The sequence below is a fragment of the Duganella sp. Root1480D1 genome, assembly GCF_001427305.1.
Classification (GTDB): domain Bacteria; phylum Pseudomonadota; class Gammaproteobacteria; order Burkholderiales; family Burkholderiaceae_D; genus Rugamonas.
Map to the genome: position 1 here is coordinate 310811 of NZ_LMFZ01000045.1, position 14969 is coordinate 325779.

Annotated in this window: 9 protein-coding genes; 5 read left to right on the forward strand and 4 right to left on the reverse strand. The window is 63.0% G+C overall.

Annotation, left to right across the window (positions count from 1 at the left end):
- Positions 1-90: 90 nt before the first annotated feature.
- Both ASD58_RS24290 and ASD58_RS24295 read right to left on the reverse strand, forming a co-directional pair.
- Positions 91-1746 carry an alpha-L-fucosidase gene (locus ASD58_RS24290; RefSeq protein WP_057263966.1) on the reverse strand — a complete coding sequence of 552 codons (1656 nt, stop codon included), beginning with the start codon at positions 1744-1746 and terminating at the stop codon, positions 91-93.
- 26 nt (positions 1747-1772) lie between these two features.
- Positions 1773-3257, reverse strand: a complete 1485-nt coding sequence (locus ASD58_RS24295) for a tryptophan halogenase family protein (RefSeq protein ID WP_057263968.1) — start codon at positions 3255-3257, stop codon at positions 1773-1775.
- A gap of 212 nt (positions 3258-3469) precedes the next feature.
- On the opposite strand from ASD58_RS24295, the gene ASD58_RS24300 reads away from it, so the two are divergent.
- Positions 3470-5413, forward strand: coding sequence for a glycoside hydrolase family 2 protein (locus ASD58_RS24300; RefSeq protein ID WP_229210090.1), 1944 nt, complete (start codon positions 3470-3472; stop codon positions 5411-5413).
- Here the strand turns inward: ASD58_RS24300 and ASD58_RS24305 are convergent.
- Entirely contained in the window at positions 5410-6996 is a 1587-nt protein-coding gene (locus ASD58_RS24305) for a beta-xylosidase (protein ID WP_057263971.1), read from the reverse strand. The two genes, ASD58_RS24300 and ASD58_RS24305, sit on opposite strands and share 4 nt — an antisense overlap.
- 182 nt (positions 6997-7178) lie before the next feature.
- Between ASD58_RS24305 and ASD58_RS24310 the strand changes: the two genes are divergently transcribed.
- Genes ASD58_RS24310 through ASD58_RS24320 form a run of 3 tightly spaced genes read left to right on the forward strand, consistent with a single transcriptional unit; the run spans position 7179 to position 12071 of the window.
- Positions 7179-8078 (forward strand): alpha/beta hydrolase, encoded by a 900-nt coding sequence (locus ASD58_RS24310; protein WP_057263973.1) that lies wholly within the window; start codon positions 7179-7181, stop codon positions 8076-8078.
- Positions 8079-8088: 10 nt separating this feature from the next.
- The gene (locus ASD58_RS24315) at positions 8089-10428 is read left to right on the forward strand and encodes a glycoside hydrolase family 31 protein (protein ID WP_057263976.1); all 2340 of its coding nucleotides are present in this window, start codon (positions 8089-8091) and stop codon (positions 10426-10428) included.
- Positions 10425-12071, forward strand: a complete 1647-nt coding sequence (locus tag ASD58_RS24320; RefSeq protein ID WP_057263978.1) for a family 43 glycosylhydrolase — start codon at positions 10425-10427, stop codon at positions 12069-12071. The genes ASD58_RS24315 and ASD58_RS24320 overlap by 4 nt, the downstream gene beginning before the upstream one ends.
- On the opposite strand, the gene ASD58_RS24325 is transcribed toward ASD58_RS24320, so the two are convergent.
- On the reverse strand, positions 12068-12901 hold the full coding sequence (locus ASD58_RS24325; RefSeq protein WP_057263980.1) for a hypothetical protein: 834 nt from the start codon (positions 12899-12901) through the stop codon (positions 12068-12070). The genes ASD58_RS24320 and ASD58_RS24325 overlap by 4 nt on opposite strands.
- Before the next feature lie 256 nt (positions 12902-13157).
- On the opposite strand from ASD58_RS24325, the gene ASD58_RS24330 reads away from it, so the two are divergent.
- On the forward strand, positions 13158-14834 hold the full coding sequence (locus ASD58_RS24330) for a sodium/solute symporter (protein ID WP_057263982.1): 1677 nt from the start codon (positions 13158-13160) through the stop codon (positions 14832-14834).
- The last annotated feature ends 135 nt before the right edge of the window (positions 14835-14969 follow it).

Here is a 14969-nt window from a genome sequence, read left to right on the forward strand (position 1 = left end):
GCGATGAAACCATTCTGCCTCTCACACTTTTCAGCGGCAATTGCGAAAATCACCAATACAACAAACGAAAATCTGTAAATGCGCTGGCGGTCAGCTGATTTTCAGCGCGTTGGCATAACTCAAAGGCGGCTGGTCGCGCGGCAGCGTCACCTCCAGGCCGTCTGCCGTCTGGCGAAACGCCAAAGGGAACCCGTTGGCGATCAGCTCCACCCGCGCAATGCGCTTCTTCAGGTACGGCGAGGCGCTGCGCAGCGACTTGATTGTCACCTTGCCATCCTGCGGCCAGCCCATGACGAAGGCGAAAACCGACTCGCCCTTGGCGGTAAAGCGGATATCCGCGGCGGAAAACGGCTTGCTCTTGCCTTCATTGAAACCGGCCCCAGACATCTGCACGGCTTCCTCCATCACCGGCCCTTCACCGAACACTGCCCACGGGCGGGTGTCATAGATCGCCTCTCCGTTGCGCGCCATCCAGCGCCCTATTTCGCCGACAATAGCGCGCTCCTGCGCGTCGATCGAGCCGTTGCCACGTACCGGGATATTGAGTAAAAGGTTGCCGTTTTTGCTCACCACATCGATCAAGGTATGCACTACCGTCTGCGCGCTCTTGTAGCTGCGGTTGTCGTACACACGCCGGTCGTAATGCCAGTTTCCAATGCAGGTACAGGTTTGCCATGGCAATTCTTCAATCTGGTTGCTTTGGCCACGTTCGATATCCCACACCATGCTGCGGCGCTGCTGCGGATTCAGGATCTTGCCGTTGACGACAGCCTCCAGCTTACCTTTGGTGGCAATGCTGCGGTTGTACATATGCGCAGCCAGGCGCAAGCCGACGTCGCTGACAGGCCATAGCGGCAGCACGGTGTCGTCGTAATACACCAGATCGGGATCGTATGAGTCGATCAGGTCCCGCGTGCGGTGGAAGAATTTCTCGCAATATGCCTGGTCGGGTATGGCGGCCCCGCCGGCCCAGTGCCATTGCTCATACTGCACACCACCGTCGCCACCGGCCTTGCTCAGGGGGTGGCGCTGGGCGTACAAGCCTTGCGGGTCAAGTCCTTCCCACCACTTGCCCAGGCCATCCAGGCGCGTCAGGTTGCCGTCGTAGGCGACGCCGGCATGCGGGCCGGCCTTGTCCGCACCCTGCGCCAGCTCGTACCAGGTCCAGGCATGCGCGGCATGCACGCTGACGCCGAAGCGCAGGCCATTGGCACGTGCGGCTTTGCTCCAGCCGGCAATCAGGTCCTTGCGCGGACCAACTTTGGTGACGTTCCATTCCGGCTGGTGGCGGCTGTCGTACAGGTCCAGATTGTCGTGATGGTTTGCCATGGCGACGAAATACCTGGCGCCAGCTTTCTTGTACATGGCGACCAATTCGTCCGGCTGCCATTTGTCCGCCTTCCACCGGTGGATGACGTCCTTGAAGCCAAATTGGGACGGATGGCCGTATTTCCGCAGGTGGTGGCGGTAGGCGTCGCTGCCTTCCTCATACATCAAGCGCCCGTACCAGTCGCCGAATTCCGGCTCGCATTGCGGGCCCCAATGTGCCCAGATGCCGAACTTGGCGTTGCGGAACCAGTCCGGCACCTGGTACTTGTCCAGCGAGTCCCAGGCCGGCGCAAACGGGCCGCTGGCAATCGGCAAAGCGGCGCCCGGCGCCACCGCATCGGCGGCAGTAGCGACGCCTGACAACGCGGCGGCGGGCAAAGCGGCTCCCATGTGTTTCAACAAATCTCGGCGTTTCATCTGTTTCCTATCCAACTGGTTTTCGGTTAGCGCGACAACACGCTATTCAAGTAGGCTTCGTGAGTCGGCATTGCCGCTACGGAGGCGGCAATGCTGTCGCGTCGGAAGCATAGGGCACGCATCACATCCTCATGCGGCACGTCCCACAAGGAGGGGTCGGAACGCTGCGGCCAATGCCCCATGCCGGCATGGATGGCCAGCCAGCTTGTAGCGTCGAATCCTTCTTCATCATATTGGTGCAGGGCGCCGGCCTCGCGCCAGGCGTGGAGCTTGAAGGCCAGCGTTTCCGGCAATTCCATGCTTGCCATATCGCGCCACAGCTGACCGTCGCGCCGTGCCGTGAGGCAGTAGTGCAGGATGATGAAATCGCGAATGCGCTCGAACTGGCGGCGCATGCCGGTGTTGTAGGCGTCCACCGCCTCCTGCGCCGGCCGTTCGCCGGGAAGCAGCAGTTCGATCAACCTGCCAAGGCCGCTCTGGACCAGGAAAATGCTTGTTGATTCCAGCGGTTCCAGGAAGCCCGAAGACAGGCCGAGCGCCACCACGTTATGCACCCAGAAGCGCTCACGATGGCCGGCCTCGAAGCGCAGCAGGCGCGGTTCGGCGATGGGCGCGCCGTCCAGCTGCTGCATCAGTTGCTCGCGCGCCTTCTCCTCGTCGATGTAGCGGCTGGCGAAGACGTGGCCATGCCCGCTACGGTTGCTTAGCGGGATGCGCCATGCCCAGCCGGCTTCCAGCGCCGTGCAACGCGTTGCGGGCGCGAGTTCCGGGCCGCTGCGCTCGGAAGGACAGGCCCAGGCTCGGTCCACAGGGAGCCAGCGGCCGAAGTCGACGAAACGCTCTTCCAGCGCGCGGCCCAGCAGCAGGGAAGCAAAACCGGAGCAATCGACAAAGAGATCCCCTTCCACCACGCGGCCATCGGCCAGCGAGAGCTGCGAAATGCCGCCGTCTGCGCGGCGCGGCGCGTGCACGATGCGTCCTTCGGTGCGCCGGACACCTCGCCCTTCGGCAAGCTTGCGCAGAAAGGCCGCGTACAGCACGGCATCAAAATGGTAGGCGTAATTGAACTGTTGCTCTTCTTCGCTTGCAGCGCACATGAAGCGCCCCTCGCGCGCCATGACACTCGGCAGGCACTGCGCATCCAGGGGGCCCAGTCCGGCATCGCCTACGCGGCGGTGTTGGCCCCACAGCGAGCGCGGGCCGCTGAGGGCACCGATATCGCCAAAGGTGTGGAAGTAGCGTTCACCGAGTTCACGCCAGTCGCGGAATTCAATCCCGAGCTTGAAGGTGCCGTTGGTGGCGCGCAGGAATTGCGCTTCGTCGATACCCAGCAGCCTGTGGAAGTGGCGGATGGAAGGAAACGTGGCCTCGCCAACTCCGACAATGCCGATTTCCTCGGATTCGACCAGCTCCACAGAGGAAGCCGGGAACGCCGTCGCGAATGCCGCCGAGGCCATCCAGCCGGCTGAACCACCGCCGACAACCACGATACGTTTGTATGCAGTCTTCATTCTGTCTCCTTCGCGATCTCGTGTCCGGATCGACTCATTATGTGAATCGATTGTGCAAGCGGGCATGGGGGCACGCAATTGTGAAAAGTACCAAGTCGTTCAATGAAATCTTGCAGCCCAATTGAAGTGCGGCGCGACGCGGTGGAGAATGCGGCACTATGAAGACACTCCATGCATTGATATCGTGCGCGGTGCTTGCACCAATAGCCGCCATGGCGCAGCCACGAGAAGTGATTCCTCTCGATACTGATTGGTTTTTCCATAAGATTGGCGAGCATGGCTGGCAGGCGGTCGCCCTGCCCCACAGTTTCGACGGTTACAGGGGCCCGGCCTGGTACCGCCGCACGCTGCACCTGTCGCGAGTGCGCAACGGGAAGCAGCATTTCCTCGAGTTTGACGGCGCCTTGCTGGTGGCGGAGGCCTGGGTCAACGGCCAGTCAGCGGGACGTCATGCCGGCGGCTTCTCCCGTTTCCGTTTTAACATCACGGACCTGCTCCACGACGGCGACAACGAAGTCGTGGTGCGCGTCGATAACGCCCCCGATAGCGGCATCGCGCCGCTGGCGGGTGACTACACCCTGGCGGGCGGCCTTTATCGCAAGGTAAGGCTGGTGACGACTGGCGACGTCCATTTCGACATGCTCGATTACGGTGGGCCGGGCGTCTACTTCAAGCCCAGCGCCATAAAGCGCGAGCATGCCAACCTGGCCTGGACCGTGCGCGCCAGCAACGACCGTGCTCGCACCGTGCGCGCCATCGTCGCCACGCAATTGCGCGACGCCCAAAGAAATGTAGTCGCTTCGGCACGAAAAACGGTTGTGCTGCCGCCTCGCGGCACCGTGCAGATCGAGCTGCATGCCGCGTTGCCTGCACCGCACCTGTGGCAAGGTATCCAGGATCCTTACCTGTACACCAGCGAGGCCGCGCTCTCGGAAGAAGGCGCCGCAACGTCCGCCCATGCCGACCTGCTGTCCTTCCAGGCCGGCCTGCGAGACATTCGCCTTGATCCCCAGCGCGGCCTGCTGCTGAACGGAACCAGCTACCAGGTCCATGGCGTCAACGTGCACCAGACATCGCTGCCGGGCAAAGGCATCGCTGCCACTGATGCCGACATCGATGCCGATTACCGCATTCTGTCCGAGCTGGGAGTGACCGGCTTGCGCTACGCGCACTACCAGCACCCCCAGCGCGCATACGACTTGTCGGACCGCGCGGGATGGCTGGTGTGGACCGAATTGCCGTTGACGGCAGCCGTCAACGGTTCGGATGCCTTCCTCGCCAACAGTACACAGCAGTTGCGCGAGCTGGTACGCCAGAACAGCAATCATCCTTCCGTCATGGTCTGGGGGCTGGGCAATGAAATCTACCAGAGCGATGCGACCAGCGCGCGCGTGCTCGACGCGCTGCAAAAGGTCGCCCACGAGGAAGACCCCGGCCGGCCCACAGCCTATGCCAATTGCTGCGGGCCGATCGATGGCGCGCAAGCCTCGCATACCGATGCCGTGGGATCGAATGTGTATTTTGGTTGGTATGACGGAAAGTTCGCCGATCTCGGACCATTCCTCGACGCGAACCATGTGCGGCGCCCGGACACGCCCCTGGCAATCAGCGAGTACGGCGCCGGCGCCAGCGCACTGCAGCAGGAAGACCCGCCGCAGCGCCCGCAACCGGGCGGCCGCTGGCACCCGGAGCAATACCAGGCGCTCTATCACGAAGCGGCCTGGCCGCAGCTGGCGGCGCGGCCCTGGCTGTGGGCCAATTTCATCTGGGTCGGCTTCGACTTCGCCTCGGCCGGGCGCAACGAAGGCGACACGCCGGGCTTCAACGACAAGGGCCTGGTCAGCTTTGACCGCAGCGTCAGGAAGGACGCCTATTTCTGGTACCAGGCCAACTGGACGACACGGCCAATGGCCTATATCACGTCACGCCGGCATGCGCTGCGCACGCAGGCCGCCGCGCAGGTCAAGGTGTACAGCAACCAGCCGAGCGCCCGCCTGCGCCTTAACGGCGTCGACCTCGGCGAACGGACGGTGACCGGCCGCATCGCCACCTGGCAGGTGGAGCTGGCCGAGGGCGCCAACCGGCTGCAAGTCACGGCGGGCGCCGCCGCCGATGAAGTCGAATGGATCTATCGGCCGGCGCCCGCAGCACGCTAGCGCTTTTCCACCGGCTCCAGCGTCACCAGCACCACATCGTTACTGCGCATCGGCACGGTGAGCGAGTAGGCGCCGGACTTGCCGATACTGACTTCGCGCTCCGTCTCCGGCGCATCCTTGGTCAAGGCGGCAAGGTTGTCCAGCTGTTCCGGCGACAGTTTGTCCGGCATGCCCATCTCGATGTAGGCCGTGTAGGCATCGTTAGCGCGGAAGCCCGTGCGGCGCACCTGCAGGCGGTACTTGCCAGGTTTAGCATGCTGGAACGAAAACGCCAGCGGCGCCGAAGGCGTTGCCGGCAATACCCGGCTGAAGAAGGAGCGGTTGCTGACAGGCTGCTTCGGCAGCTGGAAGTCCCACGCCACGGCGCGCACCGCCTTGCCGTCGCTGGCCGCCATCACCTGGCCATCCGCCACGGGGATTTCCTTGCCGCTCAGGGCGTGCAGGTATTTGTACGAGAAATAGGGGCCCTTGCGCACGCCCTGCGGAGTCATCAGGCCGAAGCCGCCGTCGAACGGCCTGGTTTGCGGCCCCGGCTCTTCGAACAGGTCGGTGTAAGTCCAGTAGCTCATGCCCTGCACCAGCCCCTTCGTCCCCTTCAGTTTGCTCAGGATATAGGCGGCGCCGATATAGGAATCATGCACCTTGTCGCGCGGGTTGTAGCTCGTGCTCCATTCCGTGAAATAGAGCGGCAGCCCAGGATACTTCGATGCTTCGATTTCTCCGCGCACCTTGCGCACGTCCGCGATGATGGCGTCCGGAGCCTGCGACAGCTTGGTGTCTTCCACACCCTTCTCATCGAGGAAGCCGCTATCGACACCGTAGGTATGGGTGGTCACGAAATCGACCGCCGCGCCACTCTTCGCAACGTGGTCGAGGAACTCCGGCACCCAGGCTGCGCCTGCGGTGGACGGGCCGCCGACACGCAGCGCCGGGTCGATCGCCTTGATCGCCTTGGCCGTGACGTCATACAGCTCGAAATACGCCTTCTGGTCGGCATGCTCCCAGAAACCATCCAGGTTCGGTTCATTCCAGACTTCGAAGAACCAGCTGCGCACCTCTTCCTTGCCATAGCGCTGCTGGCAGTGCTCGACGAACGCCGACACCAGCTCACGCCAGCCACTCAGCTCCGGATGGGAGGTATTGCCTTGCCAATAGAAGATCTGGGCATTGGAGGTTGCCAGCGCCTTGGGCGTGAAACCCAATTCGACAAAAGGCTTGATCTTGCGGGCCAGCAGGTCGTCATACAGCTTGTCGATGCCGCTCCAGTCGTAAACCAGCTTGCCGTTTTCCTTCTTCACGGTCTGCAGCACATCGTGGAAGATGGCATGGAAGCGGATGTAGCGGAAACCGGTTTCATCGACCACGGTTTTCAGCTGCGCCATGCTGTCGTCGCGGCGCAGGGTTCCCGGGTAATCGGAACCGACTGACAGGTCGTAGAAGCGATCCAGCGCTTGCTCCGCTTTGGCAGCGTCCAGCACCACCTGGCGCGCGGCAACTTTGGCCGGACCAGCGGCCAGGGCGGCGTTATTTGACAGGCAAGCAGCGCCCAGCGCCGCGAGACAGATTTGCTGCAGGTGTTTCATGCTTCCTGACTCCTGATTGTGGCTGATATTGCGAGGCATGCTATCACCGTGGATTTCGCCTGTGGCCCGTTGCGGCGCAGCTTCGACTAAATCATTCCTCCACTCGGTGATTTTCATAATTGCAGCGCTCCGGCCAGTCTGCAAAGATGGCCTGATTCAATAATTATTGGAGACTACAAGAAATGCGATCGTGGATCCTGGCCTTGTTGTTCATGGCCGCGAACAGCGCGCTGGCGCAAAGCAGCATCATTCCGGTCTGGCCCGGCGGCGTGCCGAACGCGCGGCCGCAGGCCGGCCCGGAAAAAGTTGACGGAGAGCGCATCAGCAACGTCAGCCAACCGACGCTGGCAGTCTATCCGGCAGCGCTCGACCGTCCCACCGGGACGGCCGTCATCATCTGCCCCGGCGGCGGCTACCAGTTCCTGTCCAACACGCGCGAGGGGCAGCAGTACGCGCAATGGCTCTCCACCCTCGGCATCACGGCCTTCGTGCTCAAATACCGCCTGGCGGACGCAGGCCATCCGGCGCCACTGCAGGACGTGCTGCACGCCATCCGGCTGGTACGCTCGCAGGCAGCGAAATACGGCATCGCGCCGGACCGCATCGGCGTGATGGGCAGTTCCGCCGGCGGCCACCTCGCCGCCAGCGCGTCCACCCTGTTCAACCACCCGGCCGGAAAAGCCGGCGACGCGCTTGACGCCGTCAGCGCCCGCCCCGATTTCGCTATCCTGATGTACCCCGTGATCACCATGGAAGCGCCAGCGGTGCACGCCGGGTCGCGCGATGCGCTGCTCGGCTCCAAGGCGCCAGCCGCGCTGGTGCAACTGATGTCCGTGGAGAAGCAGGTCAGCGCCGCTTCCCCGCCGACATTGCTGATCCACTCGCAGGATGATGGCCTGGTCCCAGTCGACAACAGCATCCTGTACTTCCAGGCCCTGACCCGCGCCAAGGTGCCGGCCGAAATGATGATCTTCGAACACGGCGGCCACGGCATGGCCATGCGCACCGGTAACGGTACCGCCTCGAACTGGACGCGGCGCGCCGAAGACTGGCTGCGCGACCGCAAGCTGATTTCCCAATAAAGGAGTTTTGATGAACGTGCATTACAAGCGCAAAGCCTTGGCTGCAGCCGTGTCGATGATCGGCCTCGGCGCAGCCCAGGCCGCCCCGATCGCCACCCTGGACCGCAACGGAGCCTGGGTTTCCGTCGAAGCCTACGGACCGAACGTGGTCCATATCACGATTGCGGCCGACAAGGCCGAAGCGCTGAAAGGCCCGGGCTACGGCATCCTGCCCAAGAACGCCGACAATGCAACCTTCCGCCACAGCAGCGGCAACGACGGCGACAGCTTTGTCTCGCCGATGTTGAAGCTGCGCGTCAACCCGGCGCCGCAGCCGCGCGTGCCGAGCCAGATGGAGAAGTACTTTGCGCCGCAACTGGCGCCAGTCGGGCTGCAGGTTCGCAACGCCAAAGGTGACGTGGTACTCGACATGACGGGCTGGGACTTGTCGCCGCAGACAGTCGCGGGCGAAAAAACTTACCAGGCCAGTGCCAGCTTCAGTGCGCAGGCCGACGAGCATTACTACGGCATGGGCCAGAACCAGGAATCGACCGGGCCGCTCGACCTGCGCGGGCGCACGCTCGACTGCAAGCATTGGTATGACGCGCCGGCAGGCGAAACGGTCTGCGTGCCCTTCATGGTCTCGTCGAAGGGCTACGGCATCGTCTGGGACAACCCTTCCGCCACGCGTTTCATCGCCGGCGTCAATGGCCGTACCGCCTTCCAGTCCAACGTCGGCGAGCGTGTCAGCTTCTTCGTCATCACCGGCAGCACGCCGGAAGAGATCTACTCGGGCTTTGCCCGTGTGACCGGCAAGACACCTATCCCGCCCAAGGCCGCTTTCGGCCTGATCCAGTCCAAGGCGCGCTATGAGAGCCAGCAGGAAATCCTGAGCGTCGCCAATACCTACCGCCAGAAGCAATATCCGCTCGACATCATGGTGCTCGACTGGTTCTACTGGACCCGCATGGGCCAGCTGGATATCGACCCTGCGCAGTTCCCTGCGCCAGCCGCCATGAACAAGCAACTGCACGACCTGGGCATGCAGTCGATCGTGTCGGTCTGGCCGCGCTTTGAAACTTCCGGCCGCTATTTCAACGAACTCGATGCCAAGGGCTACTTCCTGAAGGACAAGGACGGCAAGACCGTCGACGGCCTGCCTTTCCGTTCCGACCGCGCCGGCGCCCTGATCGATTCCACCAACCCGGCGGCGCGCCAATGGTTCTGGGAACGCATGCGCGACAACGTGCTGTCGCAGGGCTTCGACTACCCATGGCTGGACGAAACGGAACCGGACCTGGTGCCGGACGGCTTCTTCTACTCGATCGGCTCGGGCGACCGCTATCACAATGTGTTCCCGCTGCTGCACACCGAGGGAGTACACCAGGGCATGCGTGCCTGGAAGCCGAACAAGCGCGCCCTGATCCTCTCGCGCGCCGCCTACCTGGGCTCCCAGCGCACCGGCGCCCTGTTCTGGTCTTCCGACATCAACCCGTCGTGGGAAGCGCTGGCGCGCCAGATTCCAACAGGCCTGAACATGACTGCTTCCGGCATCGCCTACTGGGGCAACGATATCGGCGGCTGGCAATGGCTGCCGCAATCGACCCGTGCCACCAAACAGCCCTTGGTCGATCCGCGCGGCGCCGAGGAAACCGTCGGCCAGAACCACGACTACCCTGAACTGCTCACGCGCTGGTTCCAGTACGGCACCTTCCTGCCGACACTGCGCCTGCACGGCGATCGCAAGCACGCTGAGATCTGGGCCTTCGGCAAGCATGCCGAGAGCATCATGGCGCGCTACGACCGCCTGCGCTACCAGTTGATCCCTTACCTGTACAGTCAGGCCAAGTCGACCTGGGACAGCGGCGCGCCGTTCATGCGTCCGCTGTGGATGGACTTCCCGCAGGACCCGAACGTGGCCAATATCGGCACCCAATACATGTTCGGCCCTGCCTTCCTGGTGGCGCCGGTGACCGAGCAGGGCCAGACCGAAAAGGACGTCTACCTGCCGGCGGGCAGCGACTGGTACAACTTCTGGACCAATGAGAAGCTGGCCGGTGGCCGCTGGATCAAGGTGGCCGCACCGATCGACCAGATCCCGGTCTTCGTGCGAGCAGGCTCCATCCTGCCGCTGGGCGCCGATATCCAGTCGACCGCCAGCAAGCAGGCGATTGCGGAGATCAGGGTTTATCCGGGCAAGGACGGCGAGTTCGCCCTGTATGACGACGACGGCGTGTCCTACGACTACGAAAAGGGCAAAGCCACACTGGCCAAGCTGAAATGGGACAACGGCGCCGGCAAGCTGTCCGTCAGCGGCGACAGCGAGCTGTCGCGCAAGGCGCCCGGCATCATCAAGGTGCTGGGGAAATGACACGCGGCAGCACCCCTGTCAACCCCTCGCGCCGCCGAGGCCTGCTCAAGCTGGCCCTGGCCGGCGCGGGCGCTGCTGCGGCTCCGCTGACACCAATGGCCGGCGCAGCCGCTGCCACCGCCGCCGGCGCGCCGGCATGTCCGCCGGGCGCGTTACAGCACGGCCACGGCATCGAGGGCCAACGCAAGGCGGACCTTGGCAACGGCATGTTCCTCAACCCGATCGTGCCCGGCGACCATGCCGACCCGACCATCCTGAAGGACGGCGACGATTACTACATGACGTTTTCGTCTTTCCTCTCCTACCCCGGCGCGGTGATCTGGCATTCGCGCGACCTGGTCAACTGGGCTCCCGTCTGCGCCGCACTGACCAAACCGATCGGCGACGTATGGGCGATGGACCTGGCCAAGCACAATGGCCGCTACTACCTGTATATCCCCGCCGGTGATTCGATCTTCGTGATCCACGCCGACAATATCCGCGGCCCATGGAGCGATCCCGTCGACCTCAAGATCAAAGGCTGCATCGACCCCGGCCACGCGGTCGGCGAGGATGGCAAGCGTTACCTGTTCTTCAACGGTGTGCGGCGCATCGCGCTCTCGGACGACGGGCTATCGACCGCCGGTCCGCTGGAAAAAGTCTACGATCCCTGGCGCTACCCCGAAGACTGGGTGGTTGAAATGTTCGCACCCGAGGGCCCCAAGATCTTCCGCCGCGGCGAATGGTTCTACCTGGTGACCGCCGTCGGCGGCACCTCGGGCCCGCCCACCAGCCATATGGTGACCGCGGCGCGCTCGCGCTCTATCCACGGTCCGTGGGAAAACTGCCCTGCGAACCCGATCGTTCGCACCAGCAGCGCGGACGAACCGTGGTGGTCGCGCGGCCACGCCACCGTCTTCGAAGGACCCGGTGGCGACTGGTGGATGATATACCACGGCTACGAGAACGGCTTCCGCACGCTGGGCCGCCAGGCCTTGCTGGAACCGGTCGAGTGGACCAGCGACGGCTGGTTCCGGGCGCGCGGCGGCACACTGTCGCAGCCCATGCGCAAGCCCAAAGGCGGCCGTTCATCGCCGGCCGGACAGGCGCTGTCGGATGACTTCAGCACCAATAAATTCGGCGTGCAATGGAGTTTCTTCGCCCCCGGACCGGATGAAATACAGCGTGCCCGCTTCGACGGCAAGGGACTGGTCATCAAGGGCAAAGGCAGCTCGCCTGCGGACTGCTCCCCGCTCACCTGTGTTGTCGGCGACCGTGATTACGAGGCGTCCGTGGTACTCGATATTTCAGCCGGCGCGCAGGGCGGCCTGCTGCTCTATTACAGTCAACGCGCCTATTGCGGCATCGGTTTCAGCCCGGAACAGATGTTCACCTACCATTGCAGCGAAGAGCAAAGCTGGATGCGGGAGAATGTCAGCGCCGGGACCATCCACATCCGGCTCACCAATCGGGCCAACGTCCTGACTTTTCATTACTCCTGGGACGGAGTGCAGTGGATCAAGCACCCATGGCAGATGGAAGTCTCCGGCTTCCACCACAATGTCTTCGGTGGCTTCAGGAGCCTGAAAGTCGGCATCTACAGCGCCGGCAGCGGCGAAGTCAGGGCGCGGCAGTTTTCCTACCGCGGCCTGAAACCCGCCTAAGCTTCCAGCGACAGCCGGTAGACGGAAGTCTGCCGGTACACCTGGCCGGGCAACAGCATCACGTTCGGCCAGGCGGCGCTGGCCAGTTCAGGACGCGCCCGCGATTCGATGGTGAAGCCGCCTTGCGGCCCCGCCCGGAACTGCACCGCAGCCTCGGTAGTATGGACCTGCAGGCACCGTCCTGAACCGGGATCGGCGATACGTGCCACCTTGCGCAACGGCCCCTGCCCCCCGGCAAAATGGTCCCGCACGAAAAAACCGTGGTCAAAGCCCGACTGCCCGACAAGCTGGCTATCGGGCCAGCGCAAACGCGCCCCGATCGGCGCTGGCTGCCGGAAGTCAAACGCGGTGCCGGCTACCGAGGCCACGCCGGTCGGCGCGCCGCAGGCATCAGCTTCAACAAAATAATCGGCATCGATCTGCACCATGTGGTCGCCCACGTCGGCCGTGCCGCCATTCAGGTTAAAGCGAGGATTGGACGCCGTTTCAAGCGGCGTCAAGGCCATGGCCACCACCTCGTGCTCAACGGTCAGGCTGCCATCGTCATCCAGGCGGTAGCGCGCCAACTGGGCCAAGCCCTCGCTATTTTCCATCCGCAAAAGCCGAACGCCGCCATCATCGTGGCGTCCTTGCCACAATGCCGCTTTGGCGCTGCGCTCGGGTTCCAGCAGTACGTCGGCGATCCGGCCATAACGGTCTGGCGCGCGCCAGCCGCACAAGGCGGCGCCGCACTCGCTGACCATCACCACCATATCGCTGGCGTTCCTGAGGGTAAACACGCGGTATTCGTCCGCTTCGGACGCTGCGCCGGAAATATGTTTCGTCATCATTAAAAATCGGGCTCCCTGTGCACACTTCGGCACCGTGTCATTCTGCAATCCGGCGCATACCGATTCAATTACTAAAATCACCAAGCCACCGAACGATTCTGGCGAACTGCGCGGCAAAGGGCTTTTTTGCGGCGCGGATTGGGCAATAATGCAAACGCATCAGCCTCGGCAGGCCAGCGCCAGCCGACTTCAATAAGAGGGTGCGACGCAAGCCCACGCGTTCCCGCCCAGAGACAAACCATATTGTGAGCACCGCATGAGTACCTTTTCAACATTGGACTTGATTGTCTTCCTGATTTACTTCGTCGCCGTGGCCAGTTACGGCATCTGGATCTACCGCCGCAAACAAAGCGGCTCCGGCCAGGCATCGCATGACTACTTCCTGGCTGAAGGCTCGCTCACCTGGTGGGCCATCGGCGCTTCCCTGATCGCATCCAACATCTCCGCCGAGCAGTTCATCGGCATGAGCGGCTCCGGCTACAAGATCGGCATGGCAATCGCCGTCTACGAGCTGATGGCAGCCGCCACCCTGGTCATCGTGGCCGTGTTCTTCATGCCGGTGTACCTGAAGAACCGCATCTACACCATGCCACAGTTCCTGGAGCAGCGCTACGGCAAGGCCGTCGCCACCACCATGGCCCTGTTCTGGCTTGGTCTGTACGTGGTGGTCAACCTGACCTCCATCCTCTACCTGGGCGCACTGGCGATTTCCAGCCTGTCCGGCATCGCGCTGCTGCCTTGCATGCTATTCCTGGCCATCTTCGCCGCCATCATCACCTTGGGCGGCATGAAGGTGATCGGCTATACCGACGTGGTGCAGGTGGCCTGCCTGGTAGTCGGCGGCCTCGTCACCACCTGGCTGGCGCTCGACCTGGTGGCGGGCCTGGCGGGCAAGCATGGCGCGCTGGACGGCCTGTCCGAACTGTTCGGCGTGGCGCGCGGCCACTTTGACATGGTGCTGAAACGCGAAGACCCGAACTACATGGACCTGCCAGGCCTGTCGGTTCTGCTGGGCGGCATGTGGATCGTCAACCTGAACTACTGGGGTTGCAACCAGTACATCACCCAACGTGCACTGGGCGCCGACCTGCCGACCGCACGCAAAGGCCTGCTGTTCGCAGCCTTCCTCAAGCTGCTGATGCCGGTGATCGTGGTGCTGCCAGGGATTGCCGCCTACGCGCTGGACAAATCGGGCGCCCTGGGCGACGCCATGCGCCAGGGCGGCGAACTGAATCCCGACCGCGCCTACCCTGTGCTGCTCAACCTGCTGCCGTCCGGACTGAAAGGCGTCGCCTTCGCAGCACTGACCGCAGCCGTCGTGGCATCGCTGGCCGGCAAGGCAAATAGCATCGCCACCATCTTCACCCTCGACATCTACAACAAGACCTTCAACAAGCAGGCCACCGAACAGCGCATGGTGTGGATCGGCCGCGTCAGCGTGGTGGTCTCGATGGCGCTCGCCGTGCTGATCGCGCCGATGCTGGGCATCGACAAGAAAGGCGGCTTCCAGTACATCCAGGAATATACCGGCTTCGTTTCGCCTGGCATCCTGGCCATGTTCCTGATGGGGTTCTTCTGGAAGAAGACCACCTCCGGCGCAGCCATGTTCGCTACCGTCGGCGGCCTGGCCGGCTCCATCGTGCTGAAATTCCTTCCGACCATGATCGACCTGTCCTTCCTGGTGCCGATCGGCTTTGCCAAGGTCACCTCCTCCGGCGTGGCCGAGATCCCATTCCTGGACCGCATGTTCATCGTGTTCTGGTTTGTGATTGCCGGCATGGTCCTGATCAGCAAGGCCGCCGAAGCCAAGCGCGATGGCGTGGCGAAGCACCTGCACGTGGATACCTCGATGTTCCGCGTCGACGGCGCCTTCACCTTCGGGTCGGCCATTATCGGCGTGGCGCTGGCAGCAATTTACGGCACGCTCTGGTAAGCAAAAGCCTGGATTCACAGTAAAAAGCAAGGGGCCGCAAGGCCCTTTGTTCATTTTCTGACAATTATTGAGCAATTTCATTCAACCACTTGGCGATCTTCAGAATTGCAAGGGCTACCGTCCACTACCACAATG